The organism is Amycolatopsis sp. NPDC059657, assembly GCF_042734395.1.
In the GTDB taxonomy this organism is placed as follows: domain Bacteria; phylum Actinomycetota; class Actinomycetes; order Mycobacteriales; family Pseudonocardiaceae; genus Amycolatopsis.
Genome location: NZ_JBHWEB010000096.1, coordinates 1 through 24,378, shown reverse-complemented (window position 1 = coordinate 24,378; position 24,378 = coordinate 1). Strand labels below are relative to the sequence as shown.

Annotated in this window: 24 protein-coding genes; 10 read left to right on the top strand and 14 right to left on the bottom strand. The window is 68.5% G+C overall.

Annotated elements, in window-relative coordinates; all coding sequences use genetic code 11:
• Nucleotides 1-59 precede the first annotated feature (59 nt).
• The 3 genes from ACFV15_RS36035 to ACFV15_RS36025 form a co-directional block, all read right to left on the bottom strand.
• Nucleotides 60-902: a murein transglycosylase gene (locus tag ACFV15_RS36035; RefSeq protein ID WP_378356314.1), complete on the bottom strand. Its 843-nt coding sequence runs from the start codon at nt 900-902 to the stop codon at nt 60-62.
• 121 nt (nt 903-1,023) lie between these two features.
• Nucleotides 1,024-1,506 (bottom strand): transcriptional regulator, encoded by a 483-nt coding sequence (locus ACFV15_RS36030; RefSeq protein ID WP_091292036.1) that lies wholly within the window; start codon nt 1,504-1,506, stop codon nt 1,024-1,026.
• 339 nt (nt 1,507-1,845) lie between these two features.
• Nucleotides 1,846-2,013 carry a hypothetical protein gene (locus tag ACFV15_RS36025; protein WP_176968764.1) on the bottom strand — a complete coding sequence of 56 codons (168 nt, stop codon included), beginning with the start codon at nt 2,011-2,013 and terminating at the stop codon, nt 1,846-1,848.
• A 131-nt stretch (nt 2,014-2,144) separates the two neighbouring features.
• Here ACFV15_RS36025 and ACFV15_RS36020 point away from each other — a divergent pair, with 131 nt between their 5' ends.
• Both ACFV15_RS36020 and ACFV15_RS36015 read left to right on the top strand, forming a co-directional pair.
• Entirely contained in the window at nt 2,145-2,924 is a 780-nt protein-coding gene (locus tag ACFV15_RS36020; RefSeq protein WP_378356312.1) for a crotonase/enoyl-CoA hydratase family protein, read from the top strand.
• Nucleotides 2,925-2,965: 41 nt separating this feature from the next.
• Entirely contained in the window at nt 2,966-3,481 is a 516-nt protein-coding gene (locus ACFV15_RS36015) for a GNAT family N-acetyltransferase (RefSeq protein ID WP_378356310.1), read from the top strand.
• 100 nt (nt 3,482-3,581) lie between these two features.
• Here ACFV15_RS36015 and ACFV15_RS36010 read toward each other — a convergent pair whose 3' ends face one another.
• Entirely contained in the window at nt 3,582-4,724 is a 1,143-nt protein-coding gene (locus ACFV15_RS36010) for a CaiB/BaiF CoA transferase family protein (protein ID WP_378356308.1), read from the bottom strand.
• 13 nt (nt 4,725-4,737) lie between these two features.
• The gene (locus ACFV15_RS36005) at nt 4,738-5,916 is read right to left on the bottom strand and encodes an acyl-CoA dehydrogenase family protein (protein ID WP_378356307.1); all 1,179 of its coding nucleotides are present in this window, start codon (nt 5,914-5,916) and stop codon (nt 4,738-4,740) included.
• 68 nt (nt 5,917-5,984) lie between these two features.
• On the opposite strand from ACFV15_RS36005, the gene ACFV15_RS36000 reads away from it, so the two are divergent.
• Both ACFV15_RS36000 and ACFV15_RS35995 read left to right on the top strand, forming a co-directional pair.
• Nucleotides 5,985-6,599: a TetR/AcrR family transcriptional regulator gene (locus tag ACFV15_RS36000; protein ID WP_378356305.1), complete on the top strand. Its 615-nt coding sequence runs from the start codon at nt 5,985-5,987 to the stop codon at nt 6,597-6,599.
• A gap of 223 nt (nt 6,600-6,822) precedes the next feature.
• On the top strand, nt 6,823-8,436 hold the full coding sequence (locus ACFV15_RS35995; RefSeq protein ID WP_378356303.1) for a succinic semialdehyde dehydrogenase: 1,614 nt from the start codon (nt 6,823-6,825) through the stop codon (nt 8,434-8,436).
• A gap of 17 nt (nt 8,437-8,453) precedes the next feature.
• On the opposite strand, the gene ACFV15_RS35990 is transcribed toward ACFV15_RS35995, so the two are convergent.
• The 4 genes from ACFV15_RS35990 to ACFV15_RS35975 all read right to left on the bottom strand — a co-directional run bounded on the left by ACFV15_RS35990 (nt 8,454) and on the right by ACFV15_RS35975 (nt 13,062).
• A complete protein-coding gene (locus ACFV15_RS35990; RefSeq protein WP_378356301.1) occupies nt 8,454-11,492 on the bottom strand; it encodes a helix-turn-helix transcriptional regulator in 3,039 nt (1,012 codons plus the stop codon).
• Between the two features lie 59 nt (nt 11,493-11,551).
• Nucleotides 11,552-11,752 carry a hypothetical protein gene (locus ACFV15_RS35985; RefSeq protein ID WP_378356300.1) on the bottom strand — a complete coding sequence of 67 codons (201 nt, stop codon included), beginning with the start codon at nt 11,750-11,752 and terminating at the stop codon, nt 11,552-11,554.
• 157 nt (nt 11,753-11,909) lie between these two features.
• Nucleotides 11,910-12,095 carry a DUF397 domain-containing protein gene (locus ACFV15_RS35980; protein ID WP_378356299.1) on the bottom strand — a complete coding sequence of 62 codons (186 nt, stop codon included), beginning with the start codon at nt 12,093-12,095 and terminating at the stop codon, nt 11,910-11,912.
• A gap of 97 nt (nt 12,096-12,192) precedes the next feature.
• Nucleotides 12,193-13,062, bottom strand: a complete 870-nt coding sequence (locus tag ACFV15_RS35975) for a helix-turn-helix domain-containing protein (protein ID WP_378356297.1) — start codon at nt 13,060-13,062, stop codon at nt 12,193-12,195.
• 204 nt (nt 13,063-13,266) lie between these two features.
• Between ACFV15_RS35975 and ACFV15_RS35970 the strand changes: the two genes are divergently transcribed.
• On the top strand, nt 13,267-13,623 hold the full coding sequence (locus ACFV15_RS35970) for a hypothetical protein (RefSeq protein WP_378356296.1): 357 nt from the start codon (nt 13,267-13,269) through the stop codon (nt 13,621-13,623).
• 119 nt (nt 13,624-13,742) lie between these two features.
• Here the strand turns inward: ACFV15_RS35970 and ACFV15_RS35965 are convergent, their stop codons facing one another.
• Complete coding sequence (locus tag ACFV15_RS35965; RefSeq protein WP_378356295.1) at nt 13,743-14,648, bottom strand: acyl-CoA thioesterase; 906 nt, start codon at nt 14,646-14,648, stop codon at nt 13,743-13,745.
• 36 nt (nt 14,649-14,684) lie between these two features.
• Nucleotides 14,685-16,109, bottom strand: coding sequence for a pyruvate kinase (gene pyk, locus ACFV15_RS35960; protein ID WP_378356294.1), 1,425 nt, complete (start codon nt 16,107-16,109; stop codon nt 14,685-14,687).
• A 101-nt stretch (nt 16,110-16,210) separates the two neighbouring features.
• On the opposite strand from pyk, the gene ACFV15_RS35955 reads away from it, so the two are divergent.
• A complete protein-coding gene (locus tag ACFV15_RS35955; protein ID WP_378356292.1) occupies nt 16,211-17,284 on the top strand; it encodes a hypothetical protein in 1,074 nt (357 codons plus the stop codon).
• Here ACFV15_RS35955 and ACFV15_RS35950 read toward each other — a convergent pair.
• Complete coding sequence (locus ACFV15_RS35950) at nt 17,281-17,946, bottom strand: DUF2461 domain-containing protein (protein ID WP_378356291.1); 666 nt, start codon at nt 17,944-17,946, stop codon at nt 17,281-17,283. The two genes, ACFV15_RS35955 and ACFV15_RS35950, sit on opposite strands and share 4 nt — an antisense overlap.
• 179 nt (nt 17,947-18,125) lie before the next feature.
• Here ACFV15_RS35950 and ACFV15_RS35945 point away from each other — a divergent pair, with 179 nt between their 5' ends.
• Nucleotides 18,126-18,542 carry a hypothetical protein gene (locus tag ACFV15_RS35945; RefSeq protein WP_378356289.1) on the top strand — a complete coding sequence of 139 codons (417 nt, stop codon included), beginning with the start codon at nt 18,126-18,128 and terminating at the stop codon, nt 18,540-18,542.
• A 66-nt stretch (nt 18,543-18,608) separates the two neighbouring features.
• Here ACFV15_RS35945 and ACFV15_RS35940 read toward each other — a convergent pair whose 3' ends face one another.
• Entirely contained in the window at nt 18,609-19,847 is a 1,239-nt protein-coding gene (locus ACFV15_RS35940; RefSeq protein WP_378356287.1) for a glycoside hydrolase family 18 protein, read from the bottom strand.
• A 185-nt stretch (nt 19,848-20,032) separates the two neighbouring features.
• Between ACFV15_RS35940 and ACFV15_RS35935 the strand changes: the two genes are divergently transcribed.
• Nucleotides 20,033-20,332, top strand: a complete 300-nt coding sequence (locus ACFV15_RS35935; RefSeq protein ID WP_378356285.1) for an ArsR/SmtB family transcription factor — start codon at nt 20,033-20,035, stop codon at nt 20,330-20,332.
• Between the two features lie 127 nt (nt 20,333-20,459).
• The gene (locus ACFV15_RS35930) at nt 20,460-21,902 is read left to right on the top strand and encodes an aromatic amino acid ammonia-lyase (protein ID WP_378356283.1); all 1,443 of its coding nucleotides are present in this window, start codon (nt 20,460-20,462) and stop codon (nt 21,900-21,902) included.
• Here the strand turns inward: ACFV15_RS35930 and ACFV15_RS35925 are convergent.
• Nucleotides 21,899-22,924 (bottom strand): 6-phosphofructokinase, encoded by a 1,026-nt coding sequence (locus ACFV15_RS35925; RefSeq protein WP_378356282.1) that lies wholly within the window; start codon nt 22,922-22,924, stop codon nt 21,899-21,901. The genes ACFV15_RS35930 and ACFV15_RS35925 overlap by 4 nt on opposite strands.
• A gap of 286 nt (nt 22,925-23,210) precedes the next feature.
• Here ACFV15_RS35925 and ACFV15_RS35920 point away from each other — a divergent pair, with 286 nt between their 5' ends.
• Entirely contained in the window at nt 23,211-24,287 is a 1,077-nt protein-coding gene (locus ACFV15_RS35920; RefSeq protein ID WP_378356280.1) for a 3-deoxy-7-phosphoheptulonate synthase, read from the top strand.
• Nucleotides 24,288-24,378: the final 91 nt, after the last annotated feature.

The following is a 24,378-nucleotide window of genomic DNA, read 5'->3' as shown; positions in this document are numbered from 1 at the left end:
GCGCCCCCCCCCCAACCGCCGTCGTGTGGCGTGCGCCGCAGCCCCCCGGCCATAACCACTCACGACACCTTTACGTTCTGGGCGGCTTTGGCGTAGCCGTCGGCGAGGCCGAAGACCTTCTTCGCGTACTCGTCCGAGTTGTTGTAGGACAGGATTCCCTGCCACCAGCCGCCCGCGCTGGACATGTCGCGGCCGTTCGCGCACAGGTAGCGGGCCGCGGCGTAGGCGGCGTCGTCGATCTGCTGCGGGTCACCGACGCCGTCGCGGTTGCCGTCGGAGTTCCACTTCGCCCAGGTGCCGGGGATGAACTGCATCGGGCCGACGGCGCGATCGGTCACCGGGTCGCCGTCGAGGCGGCCGCCGTCGGTGTCGCCGATGGCCTTGACGCCGGCGGAACCGTCGAGCGGGACGCCGATGATCGGCTTGCTCGGCCTGCCGTCGGCGCCGAGCACCGCGCCGCCGTACTGGCCGTGGTTGGACTCGATGCGCCCGATGCCGGCGAGTGTCGCCCACGAGATCTTGCAGCCGGGCTGCGCGGCGCGCTGGGCGAGTTCCGCGTTGCCGTACGCGATCAGCGCCCTGGCCGGCACGCCGACCAGCGGGGCGGCCTTGTTCGCCCACTCGGCGAGCAGGTTCTTGCCCTGTGTCTGCTGGGGTGAGGTCTCCTGCGTCGCGCCGCCGCCCAAGGTGGCGTTGACCGGGGCGACCGAGCCAGGTTCGACCTGGGCCGCCGCGACCTGCAGCGCGGGAATGTCCGTGGTGGTGGGGCTCGCGACCGGATCACTCGCCTTCGCGACGAGCCAGACACCGCCGCCCGCGACCGCCAGCACGACGGCTGTCACGCCGAGCCTGATCAGAACGGCCGTGCCCTGCTTCGAACCTGTTTCCGGGGTCGTGCGCACGAACCAGTTCCTCCAGCGTGACGGCGTTGGTGTGTTAACGAGCCCGCGCAGGTTAGCGTTACGCGGGCCGTCTCAACCTCGTCGGCGCGCCGGTTCCACCCGGCCGTGTGGTGTTCTCCCGCTATGCGGACTTCTGTTGACGCGCGAGGCGCGCCACGCACCATGCCGGGGCGCTGCCACGGCGGAGGTGCTGGAGCACGGTCATCGGGCCGAGCCTGCGGCTCAGGTCCGACGGGCTGAGCCCGGCCGCGCGGTAGTCGAGCGCGCGCTGGTCCAGTGGGCTGATGCCCGCGTCCCACCACAGCTCGGCTTCGGAAACCCCGCCGACCATCTGCCACCAGCCCGCGGCCGCGGTCAGCAATTCGTCCGGCACGCCGGGAAGCCGCTTGCGCATGGCCTCCAGGTAGCCGGGATCGGCGTTGTCCACCTGTGCCCACCGGGCGGACCCGGTGCGTTCACGCTGGCCCGGAATCCCGGGTGCGGGGCGGGGAACATCGGCAAGCCAAGCGGACGCGATGCGGTCCACCTCTTGCTCCTCGGCGGTCTGCTCGCGCTCGGCCGCCCACTGCCGGATCAACGCATCCACTCCGGGATCTCCGGTCATCCCTGCCTCCTTCATCGCCCCGACTGACGAAGTTCATGACTGAACAAGCCACAACGATCTAGCTCTGGAACTTTGCGCCTGGTGCCGAAATCCACGGCCTCCCCGTGAATGGCATCAGCTGATCACGCAATGTGAGCACCGTAGGGCTGAGCAGGTCTACTCCGCCAGACTTTCCAAGCTACGAATTCGTCTACCAGCGGCTTATCGGCCTCAATCCACCCGGATGGTCGAGTGTGGACACCGAATCTCGCAATCCGTAACGCTAGGTGACGGTAAAATCGGGCGCACAGCGTTACGACCGGCATCGCAGCGCGGTGCCGGTCGTAGCTTTGCTTGGGGTCAGGCGAACAGATCCTTCACGAAAGTGACGACGGCCTCGGCTCCGCTGCGGAGCCAGCCGAGCACGTTGTGCACGGCGTCGGCGGACTCATGTGGCCGGGTGATCAAGAAGAAGAGCACGAGCGCGACAACACCGACGACCAGGATCTTCTTGATTTGGGGCGACATAGCTCCATCCGATCACGTCTCACCGATCACACTGCGGTGTCGTACCGATGACTCTATGTGGCCATCACTGTCGTGTCTACTCTAGAAGAATTACGGGAGCCCCGGCACGAAGACACGCTTAAGGATCATTCATGAACGATCTGGTTCTCGTTGAGCGGGACGGACCGGTGACAACGGTGCTGCTCAACAGGCCTGAGGTCCGCAACGCGGTCGACGGGCCGACCGCGCAAGCACTCGCCGACGCGTTCCGCGCCTTCGACGCGGACAGCGACGCTTCTGTCGCAGTACTCGGAGGAGTGGGTGACGGCTTCTGCGCGGGGGCCGATCTCAAGGGTGTCGGCACCGAACGGTCCAACCGCCTCGACCCCGAAGGCGACGGCCCGATGGGCCCGACGCGGATGACGCTCTCCAAGCCGGTCATCGCCGCGGTGCACGGGCACGCGGTCGCCGGCGGCCTGGAACTGGCGCTGTGGTGCGATCTGCGCGTCGCCGACGAGTCGGCCGTGTTCGGCGTGTTCTGCCGTCGCTGGGGCGTTCCGCTCATCGACGGCGGCACGGTCCGCCTGCCGAGGCTGATCGGCCAGTCACGCGCGATGGACATGATCCTCACCGGCAGGCCGGTCGACGCGGCCGAAGCACTCGCCATGGGTTTGGCCAACCGGGTCGTCCCGGTCGGTGAATCCCTTACCAGCGCCCAAGAACTGGCCCGACAGCTCGCCGGTTTCCCGCAAGCGTGCCTGCGCGGCGACCGCGCTTCGGTGCTCGCGCAGCACGGCCTTTCCGGCGACGAGGCGCTGCGGGCGGAGTTCGAGATCGCGCTCGGCTCGAGCGGGCTCGCGGCCGAGGCCGTCGACGGCGCGGGCCGGTTCGCCTCGGGAGCGGGGCGGCACGGGGCTTTCGACCACAGATAAATGGCGCGCGTGCGTGATCGCGCCGAACTAGGGTCGCCCGCATGCCGGACCCCGTGACGCTGCGCCCGACCCGTGAATCCGATATGCCCTTGCTCGAACGGCTGACCAACGACCCCGACGGCGCGGGCTCGTTCCAATGGCTCGGCTGGAACGACCCCGGCCTGATGCTGCGCCGGTGGAAAGAAAACGGACTGATCGGCCCCGAGCACAGCCAGCTGATGGTCGGCCAAGGCGAGACCACACACGGATTCGTGTCGTGGCGGAAGGTCCAGACCGGCCAGTGGGCCCACTGCTGGAACATCGGCCTGATCATCCAGCCCGAATCACGCGGCCAGGGCATCGGCACCGAGGCCCAGCGCCTCCTCGTGCGCTACCTCTTCGCCCACACGCTGGTCCACCGCGTCGAGGCGGACACCGAAACCGAGAACTTCGCCGAGCAGCGCGCCCTCGAAAAGGCGGGCTTCACCCGCGAAGGCATCCAGCGCGGCTGGGACTTCCGGGACGGCCAGTACCGCGACAGCTACCGATACAGCTTCCTGCGCTCCGACCTGGCCTGACCCAAGGAAAAATCCCAATGCGTCGTTCGGTCCCTGGTACGGACCGAACAACGCATTGGGGACCTGGCAGGTACCGAAAGACGCTTTCGGGCTTTTACGGCTAGCTGATGACGCCGGTGTCGCGGAGGCGGGTGAGGTCGGCCTCGCCCAGGCCGAGTTCGGTGAGGACCTCGGTGGTGTCCGAGCCTCGGTCGTGGGGAGCTTCCGGGGTCGCGGGCGGGGTGCGGTCGAAGCGGGGAGCCGGGGCGGGTTGGACGACGCCGCCGATCTCGACGAAGGTGCCGCGCGCGATGTTGTGCGGGTGCGAGGGCGCTTCCCAAGGTGAGAGGACCGGGGCGATGCACGCGTCGGTGCCCTCGGCGAGCGCGACGAGGTCGTCGCGGGTGTGCTTGCCGATCGCGTCGGCGAGGATCTCGCGCAGGCGGGGCCATTGGGATTTGTCCACGTGCAGTGGGAGTTCCTCGGGGTCGAGGCCGAGCACCTTGACCAGGTCGCCCCAGAAGCGCATCTCGATCGCGCCGACGGAGACATATTTGCCGTCGGCCGTCTCGTAGGTGTCGTAGAACGGGGCGGCGCCGTCGAGCAGGTTGTCGGCGCGCTCGTCGGACCAGACGCCTGCCGCGTGCATGCCGTGCAGCTGGGTCATCAGCAGCGCGGCGCCGTCGACCATCGAAGCGTCGACGACCTGGCCCTTGCCGGAGGAACCCCGCTCGTACAGCGCGGCGAGCAGGCCCATGGCGAGCAACAATCCGCCGCCGCCGAAGTCGCCGACGAGATTGAGCGGCGGGACCGGGCGTTCCCCGGCGCGGCCGATCGGTTCCAGCGCGCCCGCGATGGAGATGTAGTTGATGTCGTGCCCGGCCGTCGGCGCGAGCGGGCCGTCCTGGCCCCAGCCGGTCATCCGGCCGTACACGACACGCGGGTTGCGGGCATGCACCTGCTCGGGTCCGATGCCGATCCGCTCGGCGACACCAGGCCGGAAGCCTTCGACGAACACGTCCGCTGTCTCGGTCAGCTTGAGGACGAGTTCGACGCCTTCCGGCGACTTCGTGTTGACGCCGATCGTGCGCCGTCCCCGCGTCAGCGGGTCGAACGGCATCGCGAGCACGTCGTTGGCGGTGCCGGCGCGGTCGACGCGGATCACGTCGGCGCCGAGGTCGGCGAGCATCGTGCAGGCGAACGGCGCGGGCGCGAGCCCGGCGAGTTCGATCACCTTCAGCCCGCTCAGTGGCCCTGCCTTCATCGGTGAAGTCCTCTCAGAGCGTGCGGGAGATGATTTCCTTCATGATTTCGCTGGTGCCACCGAAGATCCGCGAAATACGCACGTCGGCCCACGCGCGCGCGATCGGGTATTCGTTCATGTAGCCATAGCCACCGAACAGCTGCAAGCAGTCGTCGACGACTTTGTTAATCCGTTCCGTGGTCCAGAGTTTCGCCATCGCGGCGCCCTGCACGTCGAGTTCCCCGCGCAGGTGCCGCTCGATGCACTGGTCGAGGAACGCGCGCGCGACCGCGGCCTCGGTGGCCGCCTCGGCGAGCTTGAACTTGGTGTTCTGGAAACCGAAGATCGGCCTGCCGAACGCGGTGCGTTCCTTGGTGTAGTCGATGGTCAGGTTGATCGCGGCCTCCATGCCGGCCACCGAAGTGACCGCGATCAACAGCCGTTCCTGCGGCAGCTGCTGCATGAGCTGGATGAAACCCTGGCCTTCGGCGTCGCCGAGCAGGTTCGCGGCGGGCACGCGGACGTCGTCGAAGAACAGCTCCGCGGTGTCCTGTCCTTTGAGGCCGATCTTGTCGAGCACCCGGCCGCGGCGGAAGCCCGGCGTCGTGGTCTCGACGGCGATCAGCGAGACACCCTGCGCGCCGGCGTTCGGGTCGGTCTTGACCGCGACGATGACGAGGTCGGCGTGCCAGCCGTTGGTGATGAAGGTCTTGGCGCCGTTGATGACGTACTCGTCGCCGTCACGGACCGCGCGGGTGGCGATGCTCTGCAGATCGGAACCGGTGCCCGGTTCGGTCATCGCGATGGCGCCGACGAACTCGCCGCTGGCGAACTTCGGCAGCCACTCGCGCTTCTTCGCCTCGGACGCGTACTGCAGGAGGTAGTGCGCGACGATTCCATTGTGGACGGACACGCCCCACGCCGAGTCGCCGGAGCGCGCCTGCTCCTCGTACAACACGGTCTCGTGGGCGAACGTGCCGCCGCCTCCGCCGTACTCCTCCGGGATGGACAGCGCGAGCAGGCCCACCTCGCCCGCCTTGTTCCACAGCTCGCGGTCGACCATCTTGGCCTGCGCCCAGCGCTCTTGATGCGGGACCAGCTCCTTGGCGAAGAAGGTCTTGGCGAGTTCCCTCAGGTCTTCGAGCTCGGTGGTGCTCCACGAGCTCCTGTGGATCTGCAACGCCACGTCGCGTCCTCCCGCACTGGAAAACATTACGTCCAGAATGTAAGTTCTAGTGGGAATGTACATCCGTTCCGGTCTGCACGTAAAGGGAGCCTACTGTGACCGAGGCGACAACGCGCCCGAAGGCGCACCGGACACAGGCGGAGCGCCGCGAGCAGACCAAGACCGCACTGCTCGACGCGACGATCGACTGCCTCGTCGAACTCGGCTACGCCCGCACCTCGGTCCAAGAGATCTGCGCTCGCGCCGGCGTCTCCAAAGGAGCGGTGCAGCATCACTTCTCAGCCAAGGCGGAACTGATGGCCGCCGCCGTCGAACATCTGACGGTCAAGCTGCGTCACCAGCTCGCCGAGTCACTGCAGACGGTGCCGCAGGGCGTCGACGGCATCCCGACGGCGATCGATCTGTTGTGGGAAGGCTATTCGGGCACGCTCGCCACCGCGGCGACCGAACTCTGGGTGGCCGCGCGCACAGATCCGGAGCTCAAGGCGGCGATCCGGCCTGTCGACCGCGCGCTCGGCCGGTCCACACGCGACCACATCACCTCGATCGCGGCCGGACTGCCACGCGAAAGAGTGGAAACCCTGTTCTGGCTGACCGTCAATCTCACCCGCGGACTGGCGCTCGACGCGGAACTCGGCGGTGACCCGAAACGGCGGCGGCAACTACTGGAGGAATGGAAGCGCATCGCGGTGGGCGTCGCGACGGGATGAGAGGCGTACGAGCCGACCCGGCCCTCACTCGGGTCGGCCCGCGTGCCACTCATCAAGACGGCCCGCGAGCGTGACAATGACGTTTACTTGAGCGAAGAATTTGCGTCATAAAACGATCACGAGCAAACATGAATCTTTTTCACTTCACGCTTGGCCGATTGCCGTACCGCCGGTATGCTTTACTACTGGTCGGTAACATCGGGTAACGCTGAAGGAGTCCGTCATGACGAGCACGACGCCGGCGAGCACGGGACACGACGCGGTCGACCCCGAGACCATCGGCGGCATCCCCGACGCTCCGTCCGCCTCGCGGGCAGGTCAGCTCGCCGCCCGCGCCAGCGGCGGCAAGGACAGCGCCCCGGTCCGCATGCTCGCGCCGTTCACCGGCCTTCCGATCACCACACTCCCCCAGGCCACCGACACCGACGCGCGCGCGGCGTTCGACCAGGCCCGCGCCGCGCAGCGTGCCTGGGCGGCGCGTCCGGCTTCCGAGCGCCAAGAGGTGCTGATCCGGCTGCACGACCTGGTACTCGAGCGGCAGGACGAGGTGCTCGACCTTGTCCAGGTCGAAGCGGGCAAGGCCCGGATGGACGCGTTCGACGAGGTCAGCGGCACCGCGCTGGTCGCCGCCTACTACGGCAAGCACAGCGCGAAGCTGCTCGCCCCGAAGAAGCGCACGGGCGTCATCCCGGTGCTGACCAAGACCGCCGAGATCCGCCACGCCAAGGGCGTCATCGCGATCATCTCGCCGTGGAACTACCCGCTCGCGCTGACCGCGATGGACGTGCTGCCCGCGCTGGCCGCCGGCAACGCGGTCGTGCAGAAGCCCGACAACCAGACCGCGCTGTCCGCGCTGTGGCTGCACGAACTCGCCGAGGAAGCCGGCTTGCCGTCAGGCGTCTGGCAGATCATCCTCGGCCGCGGCTCCGAGATCGGCCCCGCGCTGCTCGAAGAGTCCGACTACCTCTGCTTCACCGGCTCGACCCCGACCGGCAAGCAGCTCGCCGGCCAGGTCGCGCAACGCCTGACCGGATATTCGCTGGAGCTCGGCGGCAAGAACCCGATGATCGTGCTGCCCGACGCCGATATCACGAAGGCCGCGGCGGGCGCGGTCACGGCCTGTTTCTCGTCGGCGGGGCAGCTTTGTGTCTCGGTCGAGCGGATCTACGTGCACGAGAGCGTCCGCGAGGAGTTCACGCGCGCCTTCGTCGCGAAGACGGCCGCCGTGAAGCTCGGCTCCTCGCTCGACTTCAGCGCCGAGATGGGCTCTCTGACTTCCGCGAGCCAGCTCGAAACGGTGACGGCGCACGTCGAAGACGCCCGCGCGGCGGGCGCGACGGTGCTGACCGGCGGCCGCGCCAGGCCCGACCTCGGCCCGCTGTTCTACGAGCCGACCGTGCTCGCCGACGTCACCCCGGACGCGAAGCTCTTCGCGGAGGAGACATTCGGCCCGGTCGTGTCGATCTACGGCTACACCGACGTCACCGACGCCATCGAGCGCGCGAACGACACCCGCTACGGCTTGAACGCGAGCGTCTGGTCCCGCAACGGCCGCGCGGGCTGGGAGGTCGCGGCGCGCCTGAAGGCGGGAACGGTCAACGTCAACGAGGGCTTCGCGGCCACCTTCGGCAGCGTCGACCTGCCCATGGGCGGGATGAAGGAATCCGGCGTCGGCCGCCGCAACGGCGCCGACGGCCTGCTCAAGTACACCGAGTCCCAGTCGATCGCCGTCCAGCGCGGCCTTCGCCTGCGCCCTGGCAAGGGCATGCCGCCCAAGCTCTGGGTCAAGGGCATGACCGCGAGCATGAAGGCGCTGCGCCGCCTCCCCGGCCGTTAAGGCTTGTGAAACACGCCCTAGGAGCTGGTCGGGGCGGCGAGCAGGCCGCGGTCGTAGGCGATCGCCACGGCTTCGGCGCGGCGGGAGGCGCCCAGTTTGGCCATGACACGGGACAGGTGGACGCTGACCGTCTTCTCGCTGATGTAGAGCTCCTCGCCGACCTGGCGATTGGTGCGGCCCAGCGCGACGCGCTCGAGGACGTCGCGCTCGCGGTCGGTCAACGGATTGATCTCGTCGCGGCGCTGCGGTGTGGTTTCGCCGGGGAGGTCGACGCGGGCCCGGTGGGCGAGATCGCGCAGCGCGTCACGCAACGGGCAGGCACCGAGGCGATCGGCGGTTTCGAAGGCGGGGACGATCTCCGCCGCCGCGCGCTCGGCGTCGCCCGGATCGCCGGTGGCGAGCAGGGCTTCGGCGTAGTGCCACCGGGACATCGCCTGTTCGTAGACGGCGCCGTAGCCGAACGCCTCGACCGCCGCCTCCCACAGTTTCGGGTCGGCGGGGCCCGCGAGTCCGCTGACGGTGGCTTCCGCGCGGGCCAGCCAGGCCAGTCCTTCCGGGCCGAGTTCCACGGAACGCGGCTGGCCGAATTCGGCGCAGGCCCTGATGTGCTCGAGCAAGGACTCGCCCGCGGCGATGGCCGCGGCCGCTCCCTGCACGTCACCACGCATACGGGCCGCACCCGCCAACGCGACCGCGGCTGAAAGACCGAGCGTGCCGATGCGGATGCCGCCCAGCAGGTACGGCTGCATGCTGTCCAGCCAGGCCAACGATTCCTGGCTGCGCTCAAGGGCCACGCGATGCTCGCCCTGCCAGCTCGCGAGTTCGATGCCCGCGGCCCCGCCCGCGAGCCCGATCTGGATATCGGCGTTCCACTGTGGACGGATGTCGGCCACGAGCTTCTCCGCGGCGGCGAACCGGCCGCGCGCGACGACGATGAGCGCCCAGATCGACAACATCCTGGCCGCCACCAAAGTGGAGACACCGGGAGCGGCACGCCCGGCGGCGTCCTCCTTGGGCCAGTCGCCGCTGACATAGCGCAGGAACAGCTGGCGCGCGCGGATTTCCAGGCCGAAGCTGCTCCAGCTGAGCCCGTTCGCCTCGGCACGCTGACGGCCGAGTTTGCAGAACTCCAGCGCGGGCACGATCTCGGCCTGGTCGTCATAGCTCAACGCGAGGAAGTACAGCGCGCGAAGCTCGACGTTCAGCGCGCCCGCTTCACGCGCCTTGCGCTCCGCCTGGCGAAGCCGTTCCCTGGCCTCTTCGAAGTCGCCCGCGGAATCCGCGAGCGTGCCAAGGGTGACCAGCGCCGCGGCTTCGGCGCCGGTGGCGCCTGCCACACGCGCGTCGGAGACCGCGGTTTCCGCGTCACGCAAGGCTTCTTCCGGCCGGTCGATCACGCGCAGCACCCCGGCCCTGGTGGCGAGCACCCAGGCGCGGGTGCTGCTCGGCCCGGTTTCGGAGACCAGGTCCCATGCCCGGTTGATCGCCTCGACGACCTCGTCCATGGTGCCCTCGAGCACGAGCAACGCCTCGGCGAGCCTGCGCCAGACCTTGGCCGCGCGCTCGGCAGGCACGTCCGGCGTCAGCGCCTGCGTCGCGGACCGCGCGTACGCCGCCGCCCGCTCCGGCTCCCCCGAGGTGCCCGCGAAATAGGAGGCCTCGTGCAGCAGGCGCAGCTCGTCGACACCCTCCGGATGCTCGGCCACCGCGTCCCAAATGGACAGTGCCTGCTCGACATGCCGCAGCGCGGCACCGGGCGCGCCCAGCTTCTCCGCCTCGTCCATCGCACGCAGCAACGCGGGCAGCGCGGTGGCGAAGTCGTTGCTTTCCAAGCTGTGGTGCGCGAGCCGCGCGTCCTGGCCGCGGCCCTGCGGCCGGTTGCGGATGCGGGCGGCGTAGGCGGCGTGCATCCTGGTGCGCTCGCCTGGCAGCAGGTCGGCGTAGACCGCTTCCTGCAGCAGCGCGTGCCGGAAGATGTAGAAGCCGCGCTCGATGATGAGCACGTGATGCTGCACGGCCTCGCGCAGCGCCTCGTCGAGCTCGGATTCGCCCAGGCCGGAGACCTCGGTGAGCGCCGCGTGCGCGACCGAGTCGTTCGCGACCGAGATGACGCGCAGCACGCGCCGCGTGTCCGGCGACAGCCGCTCCAGCCTGGCGAGCAGCACTTCGGCGAGTCCGGCGGGCAGGTCACTGCAGTCGGGCGCCTCGCTGGTCGACGCCAGCAGCTCCTCGACGAAGAACGGGTTTCCCTCGGACCGCGCGACGATGCCTGCCACGGCCTCGGCGCTGAGCGGCTCCTCGGCGAGCGCCTCGACGAAGGCTCGCGCGTCGGCCTCGCCGAACGGGCGCAGGTCGACGCGCTCGACGCTCGCGAGCCGGACCATCTCCGACAGCAGGCCGCGCAGCGGGTGACGGCGGTAGACGTCCTCCTCGCGGTAGCTGCCGACGACCAGCAGCCGCTGCGAACGCAGCCGGGACAGCAGGAACGAGAGCAGGTTCCGGGTGGAGCCATCCGCCCAGTGGAGGTCTTCGAGCAGGATCACGACCGGCCGCGCGCGGGCGATCTCGGTCAAGACGCCGAGCACGGCGTCGAACAGCTGCAGCTCACCGAGGTCCTGCTCCGGCCTCGGGCGCTGCATGGTCTCACGCTCGTTGGAGCTCATCGTCACGTGCTCGCCGCCGGCGACCGGCGCGGCGTGCGGCTGGTGCACCTGCGGCAGCAGCCTGCCGAGCGCGGGCCGCTCCTTGACCGCTTCGGCGATCGTGGCGACCGTCGAGCCGGCCAGCGGGGCGAGCGCCTCGGCGAACGGCAGATACGGGAGGCCGCCCTCACGGACGTCGATACAGCGCCCGGTCAGCACCAGCGCGTCCCGCGAGAGCGCGTACTCACCGAGCGCGGTGAGCAGGCGCGTCTTGCCGACGCCCGCGTCCCCGGAGAGCAGCACGGCGCCGGCCTCGCCACGCTCGGCGCGGGCGAGGGCGGCCCGTAACTGACGCATCTCCTGAGTGCGGGCGACGAGCGGGATACCAGAACCTAGACGGGGCACAAGGTGCATTCTGGCCTACCCCTACGACAAAACCGGCACGCTTTTAACTGTGACGACCATGACCGGGCCTACCTTGCCTGGTCGGCGGTCGCCCGTTCGGAAGCGCGGCGCTCCTGCTCAGGCACCTTGACCTCCGTGGCCCAGCGTGCGCGCATCCGGCGGCCGAGCCGGTCGGCGCGGTCCACCCACACACTGCGGCCCGCGAGCCGCAGCTGCTCGGTCCGGTACGCCACTTCGGCCTGCACCGCGTCCATCATGAAGTCCGACATCTTGTTCTCCTCGGTTCGTTCTCTCTCTTGTGAACCTCAGAGTCGTCCTGAGGGGGTGCCTCAGGCATCGGGTGATCACCTAGGTCTGGACGCGAATCGACCCCTTACCCCGGCTGATTCCCAGCTCGAAGGGGGTAAGGGGTCGAGGGTTCGGTACTTAGCTCAGTGAGTCCAGCAGGCTCTGCCACCCACCGGCGGACAGCACGAAGGCTCCGCCTTCAGGGTCCTTCGAGTCACGCACGGCGGTCCCGCCCGGCACGAAGGCGACCTCGACACAGTCGTTCCCACCGCCGCTGTGGCTGCTCTTGCGCCACTGGGCCCCGGCCAGCTCGTTTTCGCGCATACTCCCCTACTCCTGTCTGCTTCGTATTCTTCATGTGCAACTTCATGTGCAGCGCACCTGAGGTACAACGATGCGCTTCGGACGGCGTCACGGTGGGTCAGGTCTGCGCGGCGGCCTGCTCGGCGTACCGCCCCGCTGCCTCCGAAATCTGATGGAGCGAGTCGTCGGGCTTGAGCGCGGCGGCACGGAGGTGATCGAACATCAGCGAATAGCGTCGCACATCGGGCGGCATTTCGAGATACAAGCCGGTCGACGTACTGTCCACATAGACCACATCGGGGTCGGCCTGCTCGGGGAAACCGAGTATCAGGAACGGCCCTTCCATCCCGGGATGCGCGCCCGCGCCGAACGGCACCACCTGGATGGTCACATGCGGCATCTTGGCCACCGAGACCATCCGGTACAGCTGCTCGGCCATCACCTCGGGCCCGCCGACCGTGCGGTGCAGCACGGCCTCGTCGATGACCGCCCAGTACTCCGGCGGCGCCGGGTCGGTGAGCAGCTCCTGCCTGGCCATCCGCGCGGCGACACGGCGTTTGATCTCCACCTCGTCGGCGTCCGGCCGCATCGCCCTGATCACGGCGCGGGCATACCGCTCCGTCTGCAGCAGACCGGGCACCAAGAGCGCCTGGAACGCGCGCAGCGAGCTCGCGTCCGCCTCCAGACCGACGAACGTGCCGGTGAAGACCTCGTTGTAGGCGTGCCACCAGCCACGCTTGCGCGCCTCGCGCGAGAGCTGGACCAGCGCTTCCTGCTCGTCACCGGAGATGCCGTAGAGCTCCAGCATGTCTCTGGCGTCGCGCGGCGTGACGCCCACGTGCCCGGTTTCGATCCGGCTCACCTTGGAGGCCGAACACTCCAGCTTGTCGCCCACCTCGTCGATGGTGAGCTCTGCCGCCTCGCGCAATCTCCGCAGCTCGCTGGCGAGTCTGCGGCGGCGCACAGTGGGCCCCTGACCCCGCGTCATTGCACCTCCGGGTGTGGCTCGGGTTCGCAACCTATCTCATGTCATATCTAACCAGTCGCTCCCGCACACGGTGATGTTCTAACACTTAAAGAAATGGAGCCGATCCCCGATCGGTGGACTGCAATTTGCAGAATGCCGCTGTACGCTGTGGATCCTGTGCGGAATTGGTGAAGATCGGCGGCGAGAGTCGCGAGGGGGTACTCAATGCCGGAACGGGATTCCATCCTGGGCCCGATGCAAGCCGCCGTCCATCACAGACTGACCGAACTCACCCGATCGGTGGACAAGTCCGATCAGGACCGTCTCCTCGTGCTGGCCTCGAACGAGATCCCCCGCCTCGTCGCCGCCCTGCGTGAAGTGCTCGCCGAGCACGAACCCGACGCCGCGGGCCGCTGCCCGACCTGCCGCAGGCGCCAGCCGTGGTCCCCGTTCCGGCGCCGCAAGCAGACCCCATGCCGGGCATACTTGGCAGTACGGCTGCGACTCGACACCGACGCCGTGCCGACCGTGGCCGCGAGCCACCACAAGCGAAGGAAGCGGAGCCCGCAGTACCAGGGCTGAACCGTGACCTTCCGGCAGAGGGTCCGGGATTGCTTCCCCCGATCGATCCCGGGCCCTCTTTTTTATGCGCGCTCAAAGGACTCGTGAGTGTTTCGGCCGGTTCTAACCGGCCAAAACACTCACGAGCCCAGGACGCGGAGAAGGCCTTCTTGGACGACTGTGGCGATGAGGGTTCCGTCGGCCGCGAAGAAGCGGCCGGTCGCCAGGCCTCGGGCGCCCGAGGCCGTCGGGGATTGGCTGTCGTAGAGGAACCATTCGTCCGCGCGGAAGGGGCGGTGGAACCAGAGCGCGTGGTCCAGGGATGCGCCCAAGACCTTGTCGAGCTCCCAGTAGACGCCGTGGCGGGCCAAGATCGAGTCGAGCAGTGTCATGTCCGAGGCGTACGTGAGTACGCAGACGTGCAGGAGCTGGTCGACGGGCAAGGTGCCGTCGGCGCGCATCCAGACCCTGGTGTGGGCGGGGCGCTCGCCCGTCTCGCGGGTGACCCACGGGGGCGGGCTGACGTAGCGGATGTCGATCGGGCGCGGACGCTCGTGGTGCGTGATGCCCGATTCCTTCGCCCAGTCGACCAGCGACGGCAGTGACTCCGGCGACGGGACACCGTCCGGCATGGACTCGGCGTGCTCGATGCCGGGCTCGTCCTTTTGGAACGAGGCCGACAGCGAGAAGATCGCCTTGCCGTGCTGGATGGCGACCACGCGCCGGGTCGTGAACGAGCGGCCGTCGCGGATGCGGTCGACCTCGTAGACGATCGGGACGCTGGGGTCGCCGCCGCGGATGAAGTACGCGTGCAGCGAGTGGACCCTGCGGTCCTCCGGCACGGTGCGGCCCGCGGCGACCAGCGCCTGGCCCGCCACCTGGCCGCCGAACACCCGCACCGGCGAATGCCGGGGCGAGACACCGCGGAAGATGTTCTCCTCGATCTTCTCGAGATCGAGGAGCGCCACCAGCCTGTCCAGCACGGGCTGCCCCGCGCCGGTCGCCGTGTCGAGACGGGAAGCGGCTTCCTTGGCCAATTCGGTCATGCTGGAACCTTATGGCCTAAGCGGCCGCTTAGTCTCTTAAGCGTGGTCGTCTTCACCAAGTCGGTGAACGTGGATCAGGTTCGTCGAGCCGACGGTGCCAGGAGGCGAACCGGCCACGATGACCACCAGATCGCCGCGCTGGTACCGGCCCATCTCGAGCATCGAGTGGTCGACCTGCTGGATCATCTCGTCGGTCGTCTCCACCCTCGGCACGATCCGGGTGACGGTGCCCCAGGTCATCGCCAGCTGCGCGCGGACGCTCTCCTCCGGCGTGAACGCCAGCAGCGGCAGCCGCGTGTGCAGCCGCGCGAGGCGGCGCACGGTGTCGCCGGACTGCGTGAACGCGACCAGCGCCTTCGCGTTGAGGCGCTCGCCGATGTCACGGGCGGCGTAGGAGATGACGCCACGCTTGGTACGCGGGACGTGCGAGAGCGGCGGCACGATCGGCGAGTCGGTCTCGATCGTCTCGATGATCCTGGCCATGGTCTTGACCGTGTCGATCGCGTAGCGGCCGACGCTGGTCTCACCGGAGAGCATCAGCGCGTCGGCGCCGTCGAGCACCGCGTTGGCGACGTCCGAGGCCTCCGCGCGGGTCGGGCGGGAGCTGTTGATCATCGACTCGAGCATCTGCGTCGCGACGATGACCGGCTTCGCGTTCTCGCGGGCGATCTGGATGGTGCGCTTCTGCACCAGCGGGACCTGCTCCAGCGGCAGCTCGACGCCGAGGTCGCCACGGGCGATCATCACCGCGTCGAAGGCGAGGACGATGGCCTCGAGGTTGTAGACGGCCTCCGGCTTCTCGATCTTCGCGACGACCGGCAGCCTGCCCTTGCCGACCTTGTCCATGATCTGGTGCACCAGATCGATGTCGGCGGGCGAGCGCACGAACGAGAGCGCGATGAAGTCGACGCCCAGTTCCAGCGCGAATTCGAGGTCCTCGATGTCCTTTTCGGACAGCGCGGGCACCGAAACGTCCATGCCAGGCAGGGAAACGCCCTTGTTGTTGCTGACCGGGCCACCCTCGGTGACCTCGCAGATCACGTCGGAGCCCTCGACACCCTGCACCACGAGCCCGACCTTGCCGTCGTCGACGAGCAGGCGGTCGCCCGGCTTCGCGTCGTGCGCGAGGCCCTTGTAGGTGGTGGAAACCCGGTCGTGGGTGCCCTCGACGTCCTCGACGGTGATGCGCACGACGTCGCCGGTGCGCCACTCGACGGGGCCTGCCGCGAACGTGCCGAGGCGGATCTTCGGCCCCTGCAGGTCGGCCAGGATGCCGACCGCGCGGCCTGACTCGGCGGCGGCACTGCGGACCAGGTCGTAGACGGCCTTGTGGTCGCTGTGGCTCCCGTGGCTGAAGTTCATTCTCGCGACGTCCATACCGGCGTCTACGAGCGCCCGCATTTTCTCCGCCGTGGCGGTAGCAGGACCCAATGTACAAACGATCTTCGCGCGTCGGCTCACGTTCGGACAGCCTAGTCCTTTGTGGCCTGCACGTCTGTACCGATCCCGAAAGTTCCTCTCCGTGTCTTGGCGATGACTTGTTCACGGTAACCTTCGTAACCATGACGGTGGTGTCGCGAGCGGTCGCGCTGATCCTGACTATCGCCTGCGTAGCGGCCTGTTCCGGGCCACCGCCGCCACCGCCGTATTGGCAGCGAATCGAAGATCCGGCGCCTGGCGCGAAGGTCCGCGCGCTGCTCACGGACGGCGACGGGCTGTACGCGTTCGGCTCCGCTGGGCGAGCACCGGCGGCATGGGCCGGACGGCCGTGGCGCGCGGTGCCCGTCCACGCACGCAGCGGATACGGCGGTCAGGCCGAGCTGACGCTGCCGTCGATCTCGGGCGGCCGGATCTTCGCGCTCGGTGAGGCGTTCGGCGGCGCGCACGGCAACCCGCGGCCGACGATCTGGGCGGGCTCGGCGCAGGGGCTCACCGAATACCCGCAGGGTGTGGAGCTGCTCGGCGGGCCACGCGGGATCACCACGTCCGGCTCGGCCGCCGGGCCGGACGCCTATCTGCTGACCGGGCAATGGGATCACGCGCGAGGAGGGCCGGGCGCCGCCGTCTGGCTTTCCCCTGACGGCGTGACCTGGTCACAGCAAGAGGACCCCGCGCTGCTCAGCGAGCGGGGCGCGCAGACGCGGATCTTGGGCGCGGCCCACAACGGGCGCGAGTTCGTGGCCGTGGGCGATGTGAGCGTCAACGAGCCGGGCCGCGCCAAGGCCACCCCGCTGGCCTGGAGTTCGTCGGACGGCAAGACGTGGCGGCGCGAGCCACTCGCCGACCCTGACAAGCAGGGCAACACCTCGGTCGCACGCGTGCGCTGCGACCCGGATGCCTGTGTCGCCGTCGGCATCACCAGCCGCCCCGGCGGCTCGCAGCGGCTGGTGACCTGGAAGCGGACTACGACATGGGGCGAGCCGGCCGTGGCAGCCGCCGAAGTGCCCGCCGATCACTTGCTCGAGGTGACCGGCCTCGCCGGCGATCTGGTGGCGGGCAAGACGGGCGGTCGGCCGAGGCTGTGGTCACTCGCGGGCCAGGAGATCCCCTTGCCCGAAGAGGCCGGCAGCATCGCGGTCGCCGGCCACTTCCTCGCGACGACGCGTGGCGACGTCACCCACCTCTGGACGCATTAGCGACGGGGTTTCTCGCTCGGGCCGACGTGGTCGCGGGCCCACTCGTTGAACGCGCGGACCTGCCGCCAGGCCTTCTTCACCCGGTCCAGCGAGGTGCGCTCATGCAGGGCGTCGTCCGGCTCCCAGACGCGGACCGCGTACACCGAGCGGTACTTCAGCAGGTCGAGCCGCGGATGGTCGTCGGCGAACCCGCGCGGCTTCGTCTTGAGCTGGTCTCCCCTGATCTCCCACCCGGCGCGGCGCAGGCTCGCGAGCACCTTCTCCAGCGCCCGGCCGTGGATGTCGGTGTCGACCGCCTGCCGGTACCTGGCGATCTGGTCGGACTCCAGATGGAAGCAGCCGCCGCCGACCCGCAGCCCCTCGGGGCCGACCTCGACGTAGTACGCCCCGCCGCCGCGGCCCTGCTCGATCACGGCGCCGCAGTGCGTCTTGTACGGCGTCTTGTCACCGGAAAACCGCACGTCCCGGTACGGCCGGAAGATCTTGCCCGTGCCGAAACCGGCGCCGAACTCGGGCTCCAGCTCCTTGAGCAGGGCCTCCATCGGCGCCTTGACGTCCTCCTTGTAAATGGCGAGGTTGTCGTCCCAGTAGATCTTGGAGTTGTCGGCGAGCAGGCCGTCGTAGAACTCCACGGCGTGCTCACCGAAGCCGGCGAACTTCATGGGCGAGACGATAGTCCCGGCCACCGACAATCCCGGCGCGGACCCCGCGCATTTGTGAAAACAATTCAGCAGGCCATTTAAAGCAGGATTTAAATGACAGCGGGTTGACAGTTCTCGCTGATCCACTTTCGCATAATGGCGGGAAATGCCGTCCCGCCATAACCCACAGAGGAGAGAAAGTGCCCAAGAATCTGGGGAAAGCGGCCAAGATGACACTGGCGGGCCTCGCCGTCATCGGCGGAACCGCGGCGATGACCGGATCGGCCACAGCCGCGCCCACGGACGACATTTCGATCGCGGGCTGCAACTTCGGGCAGCCCGCTGTTCCCTTCAAGGAAGGTGCCACCATCAAGACCTTCGCGGGCAGCAGCGGCTGCGACGCGACCTGGTCGTTCACACTCCGGCTGGAACGCGAATCCTGGCGTGGCTGGATCAACGAAGGAAACGCGCCGTCATGGAACGGCAACGGCGGCGGCACGGTCACCTACAACTGTGGAGGCATGGGCCACATGAACTACCGAGGCTGGCTCAGCGTGACCAACCCGGTCGGCAACGCTTGGAGCGTCCGGAGCGGCGTCGTCCGTATTGAATGCTGAAATAGGTGAAACCCGGCGTGCCACGCAGCCCCATTGCTGCCTGGCACGCCGGGCGGTCACCTGCTATCACCTGGCGAGCGCGGAGATCAGCTCGCCACCGGTGGTGTCACCGGAGAGTTCCCAGAACATCGCACCGCCGAGGCCCTGCTGCTTGGCGTAGTTCACCTTGCCGCCGATGGTCGCCGGGGTGTCGTAGCTCCACCACTGGCTGCCGCACTTGGCGTACGCGGTGCCCGCGACGGTGCCGTTGGCCGGACACTTGCCCTTGAGGACCTTGTAGTCCTCGATGCCGGCTTCGTAGGTGCCCGGCGCGGCGCCGGTCGCCGTGCCACCGGGCGCGCTCTGCGAGACGCCGGTCCAGCCTCGGCCGTAGAACCCGATGCCCAGCAACAGTTTGCTCGACGGCACACCCTTGCTCTTGAGCTTCTGGATGGCGGCGTCGGAGTAGAAGCCCGCAGTCGGGATGCCGCTGTAGCTGGTGAGCGGCGAGTGCGGGGCGGTCGGGCCCTGCGCGGCCCACGCGCCGAAGTAGTCGTAGGTCATGACGTTGTACCAGTTGACCGAGGACGCGGCGCCCGCGTAGTCGGCGGCGTCGATCTTGCCGCCGGAGGTGCCGTCCGCGGTGATCGCCGCGGTGACCAGTTTCGAGCCGAACTTGGCCTTGACCGCGCCCATCAGGTTCTTGAACGCCGCCGCGCCGCTGGTGTCACAGCTGAGGCCGCAGGCGTTCGGGTACTCCCAGTCGATGTCGATGCCGTCGAAGACACCGGCCCAGCGCGGGTCGTTGACCAGGTTGTAGCAGGACTGCGCGAACGCGGCCGGGTTCTTCGCGGCCTGCGTGAAGCCGCCCGACCAGGTCCAGCCGCCGAACGACCACAGGATCTTGATGTTCGGGTACTGCTTCTTGAGCTTCTTCAGCTGGTTGAAGTTGCCGCGCAGCGCGCCGGCGTCCCAGGTGTCGGCGACACCGTCGACGCTGGACGCGGCGTCGTAGAACTTGTCGTAGTCGGCGTAGGCGTCACCGATCGAGCAGCCGCCGTTCGTGACGTTGCCGAACGCGTAGTTGATGTGCGTCAGCTTGCTCGCCGAGCCACTGGTCTTGATGTTCTTGACGTGGTAGTTCCGGGCGTAGACGCCCCATTCCACGAAGTAGCCGACGACCTTGCCGACGGAGGCCTCGGCCTGCTCGGCGCCTGCCGGCGCCTGGACGGTCGCGGTGGCGGGGGTGGCCAGCGAGATCGACATCACGGCGGCCGCGGCCGCGCTCAAGAGGGCGATCAGCCTGCGCTTGCTCGAACGGGGCATGCCTTCTCCCTTTCAGTGTCACCAAGGGTGACGAAACCGGTGCGGAGGGACTGCATCAAAGAGTGAATGGACTAGACCAATAAGTCAATGGTTCAGACCAGCGATTCGTAAAGCGCGTGACCGATTAACTCGAACGGCCGCAACATGCCTTGACATGAATATGCCCAGCGAGGCACATTCGCCGGGTGATGCACACTTTCGACGTACTCGCGGAGCCACGCCGCCGGACCATCCTCGACCTGCTCCGCGACGGCGAACGCTCCGTCGGCGATCTGGTGGACCAGATGGACCTGAGCCAGCCCGCGGTCTCCAAGCACCTGCGGGTACTGCGCGAAGCCGGTCTGGTGACCGTCCGCGTCGCCGCCCAGCGCCGGTGTTACCGCCTGCGACCGGAACCGCTCGCCGAGATCGACGCCTGGCTGGCGCCCTACCGCAAGTTCTGGGAAGGACGGCTGGACGCGCTGGAGCGCCACCTGGACGCTTAGCCAAGTGGTTGCCATCGGAAGTCCTTCGGGGGTATTCGGCGGATCCAGGTTCTGCTGGGCCGTCGAGACCCTCGGAGGATTTCCGATGGTGACCACTAAGGTGCGGAAAGACCGGAGGAGGTACGGGTTGATCCGAGTTGACGGGCGGACGTTGCGATGCGCCGATGTGGTGACCGCCGCGGCCACCGAGGGGCCGCTGGCCATCGATGTCTCGATAGCCGCGATGCGTGCGGCGGAGCACGCGTGGAAGCTCGCCGACGAGCTGAGCACCCGGCGCGAGGTCTACGGCCGGACGACCGGCGTCGGCGCGAACAAGGACGACCTGATCACCGGCGGCGAGTCACGCGAGCACGGTCTCCGGCTCCTGCGCAGCCACGCAGGCGGCAGCGGCGACCCGATGTCGCCGAACCAGGTGCGCGGCATGATGCTCATCCGGCTCAACCAGCTGGTCGCGGGGCGTGCCGGGATCAGCCCGGAGCTGATCACCGCGCTGGCGAACGCCGTGCGCGGCGGCGCGTTGCCGCTGGTGCACCGGCTCGGCGCGATCGGCACCGGCGATCTGGCGCCGCTCGCGGAGCTGGCGCTGGCGCTGACCGGCGAGCGGGAGTGGCTCGAAGGCCATGTGCCGCCGGTGAGCGTGCAGGCGGGCGACGCGCTGGCGTTCATGAGCAGCAACGCCGCGACACTGGCCGAGGCGACGCTCGCCGCGATGCGGCTGGACACGCTGACGAGGGCGAGTCACGCCGTCGGCGCGTTGACCTACATCGCGCTCGACGGCAATCCCGAGGCGTACGCGACTCCGGTGCACGAGGCGCGGCCGCACGCCGGTCAGGTCGCCTGCGCGGCGGAACTGCGTCGGCTGCTCGGTATGCACCACACGCCGAAACCGGGCCGCCGGATCCAGGATCCGTTCGGGCTGCGCGCTTTCCCGCAGGTGCAGGGGCCCGCGCTGGACGCGATCCACTACCTGCGTGACGTGCTCGCCATCGAGATCAACGCCAGCACCGAGAACCCGATGATCTCGACCGTGCACCAGGACGCGTATCACCACGCGCACTTCCACACCGCTTATGTGTCAACGGCTTTGGACCAGGCGCGGGCGACCATCCACCAGGTCGCGGAGCTGTCGGTGGCACGGCTGGGCGACCTGCTGGAGCCGGAATTCACCGGCCTGCGGCCGTTTCTGGCCTCCGGGCCGGTCGGCAGCTCCGGCGTGATGATCCTGGAGTACGTCGCGCACGACGCGTTGACGGAGCTGCGGCAGGCCGCGCTCCCGGCGACGCTCGGCACCGCGGTCGTGTCACGCGGCATCGAGGATCACGCGAGTTTCTCGACGCAAGCCGCGCGTGCGGCGACGGCGGCTTGCTATGCGTACCAGCAGGTTCTGGCATGCGAACTGGTCGCGGCCGTGCGCGCGCTGCGGTTGCGTCGAGCCGAGCTGGTCGACATTCCCGCGCGCAACGCCTACGACATGGCCTCGGCCGTGCTGGACGAGAGCATGGACGACCGGCCCCTCACCGAGGACGTCCACCGCGCTGTGGGCGTCCTCGATGAACTGGCACGGATTTAACCGAAGAAGACCTCGGCCTCTTCGTAACGCTCGGCCGGAACCGTCTTCAGCTCGGCGGTGGCTTCGGACAGCTTCACGCGGACGATGTCGGTGCCGCGCAGTGCGACCATGACGCCGAAGTCACCGTCGGCGACGGCGTCGACCGCGTGGAGGCCGAAGCGGGTGGCGAGCACGCGGTCGTACGCGGTCGGCGTGCCGCCGCGCTGGACGTGCCCGAGCACCACGGCACGGGACTCCTTGCCGGTGCGGTGCGCGATCTCGTCGGCCAGCCAGGTGCCGATGCCACCGAGCCGGACGTGCCCGAAGGCGTCCTTCTCACCGGTGAGAAGCTTCTCCTCGCCGCCCTCGGGCAGCGCGCCCTCGGCGACGACGATGATCGGCGCGTACTCCTTCTCGAAGCGGCTCTCGACCCAGCTCACGACCTTCTCCACCGAGAACTGGCGCTCCGGCACGAGGATGACGCTGGCGCCGCCCGCGAGACCCGAGTGCAGCGCGATCCAGCCGGCGTGGCGGCCCATGACCTCGACGACCAGCGCGCGGTGGTGCGACTCTGCGGTGGTGTGCAGCCGGTCGATCGCCTCGGTGGCGATGGAGACCGCGGTGTCGAAACCGAAGGTGTAGTCGGTCGCGCCGAGGTCGTTGTCGATGGTCTTGGGAACACCGACGACGCCGACACCGTCGTCGGTCAGCCGCTTGGCGACGCCGAGGGTGTCCTCGCCGCCGATGGCGATCAGTGCGTCGACGCCCTGCTCCTTGAGCACGGCCTTGATCTTGTCGACGCCGCCGTCGACCTTGTACGGGTTGGTCCGCGACGACCGCAGGATGGTGCCACCGCGGGTCAGGATGTCTTCGACGTCCTTCAGGCCGAGCGGCTTGCTCTCCCCGGTGAGCGGCCCCTGCCACCCGTTGCGGAAGCCGACGATGTCCCAGTTGTGGACCTCGATGCCCTTGCGGACCACGGCGCGGATCACCGCGTTCAGACCGGGGCAGTCGCCACCGCCGGTCAGCACACCGACACGCATGAGAAGTCCTCCGTCTTAGTTACGTCTGAGATGGTTAATTGGAGATGACAGTCACAGTTTCGCCGCCAGCGTAGCGCCAGATCTCTGGATCGGTGCAGGGCGGACCACCTGGAAATCATGTCTGTGCTAGCTTGACCCCGTGCAGCGCTATTTCTGGTTTACGAAGCCGGCCCCGGGTGGGCACGGCGGCGTGAACCTGCGCTGACCTACCACCTGCCGAGCCGGAAGATCCACACCGGTTCGCAGGGCTTCCGCGGGCCGGGTCACCCCGAGAGGAACCCCCGCGATGACTCCCACCGCCGACACGCTGACCGCACTCGACGGCAACCGCACCACCTCGATCAGCCCGCTGCTGTCCCCCGCCATGCTCAGGCACGAGCATCCGATGACGTCCGGCGTGGCCGATACCGTGCTCGCCGGGCGGGCGGGCACCATCGGCATCCTCGACGGCACCGACGACCGGCTGCTCGTGATCGTCGGACCGTGCTCGGTCCACGACACCGAAGCCGCGCTGGACTACGCGCGAAAGCTGGCGCTCAAGGCCGCTGAGCTGCGCACGGAACTGCACATCGTCATGCGGGTCTACTTCGAGAAGCCGCGCACCACGCTGGGCTGGAAGGGCCTGATCAACGACTCGTCGCTGAACGGGACGTTCGAGGTCAACAAGGGCCTGCGGATGGCGAGGCAGCTGCTGCTGGACGTGTCGGCGCTCGGTCTCCCGGTCGGCTGCGAGTTCCTCGACCCGATCACCCCGCAGTACATCGCCGACACCGTGACCTGGGGTTCCATCGGCGCGCGGACCGCGGCTTCGCAGGTGCATCGCCAGCTGTGCAGCGCGCTGTCCATGCCGGTCGGCATCAAGAACTCGACCGAGGGCGACGTCCAGGTCGCCGTCGACGCGACCCGCGCGGCAGGGGCGTCGCACGTGTTCCCGGGTATCAACACCGATGGGCTGGCCGCGTTGCTGACGACCGCGGGCAACCCCGACTGCCACGTGATCCTGCGTGGCAGCGCCCAGGGGCCGAACTACGACCCGCTCACGGTTTCGGACACGCTCGGACGGCTCGCCGCGGCGGGGCTGCCGGAGCGCGTGATCATCGACGCGAGCCACGGGAACAGCTCGAAGGACCACGTGCGCCAGGGCGCCGTGATCAGGGAGATCGCGGACCGGCTCGCCTCGGGTGAGCGCGGGATCGCCGGCGTGATGATGGAGAGCTTCCTGGTCGGCGGCCGTCAGGACCTCTCGCTCGGCCACGCCGACGAGCTGACCTACGGCCAGTCGATCACCGACGCCTGCATGGACTGGGACACCACAGCGTCCCTTTTGGACACCCTCGCCACCGCCGTCAAAACCCGCCGCTGAAAAAAATCCCAATGTGGCTTTCGTCAGCTCAGAGCTGACGAAAGCCACATTGGCGTGCTGAAACCTGACCAATGCCGCATTGGGATTTTTT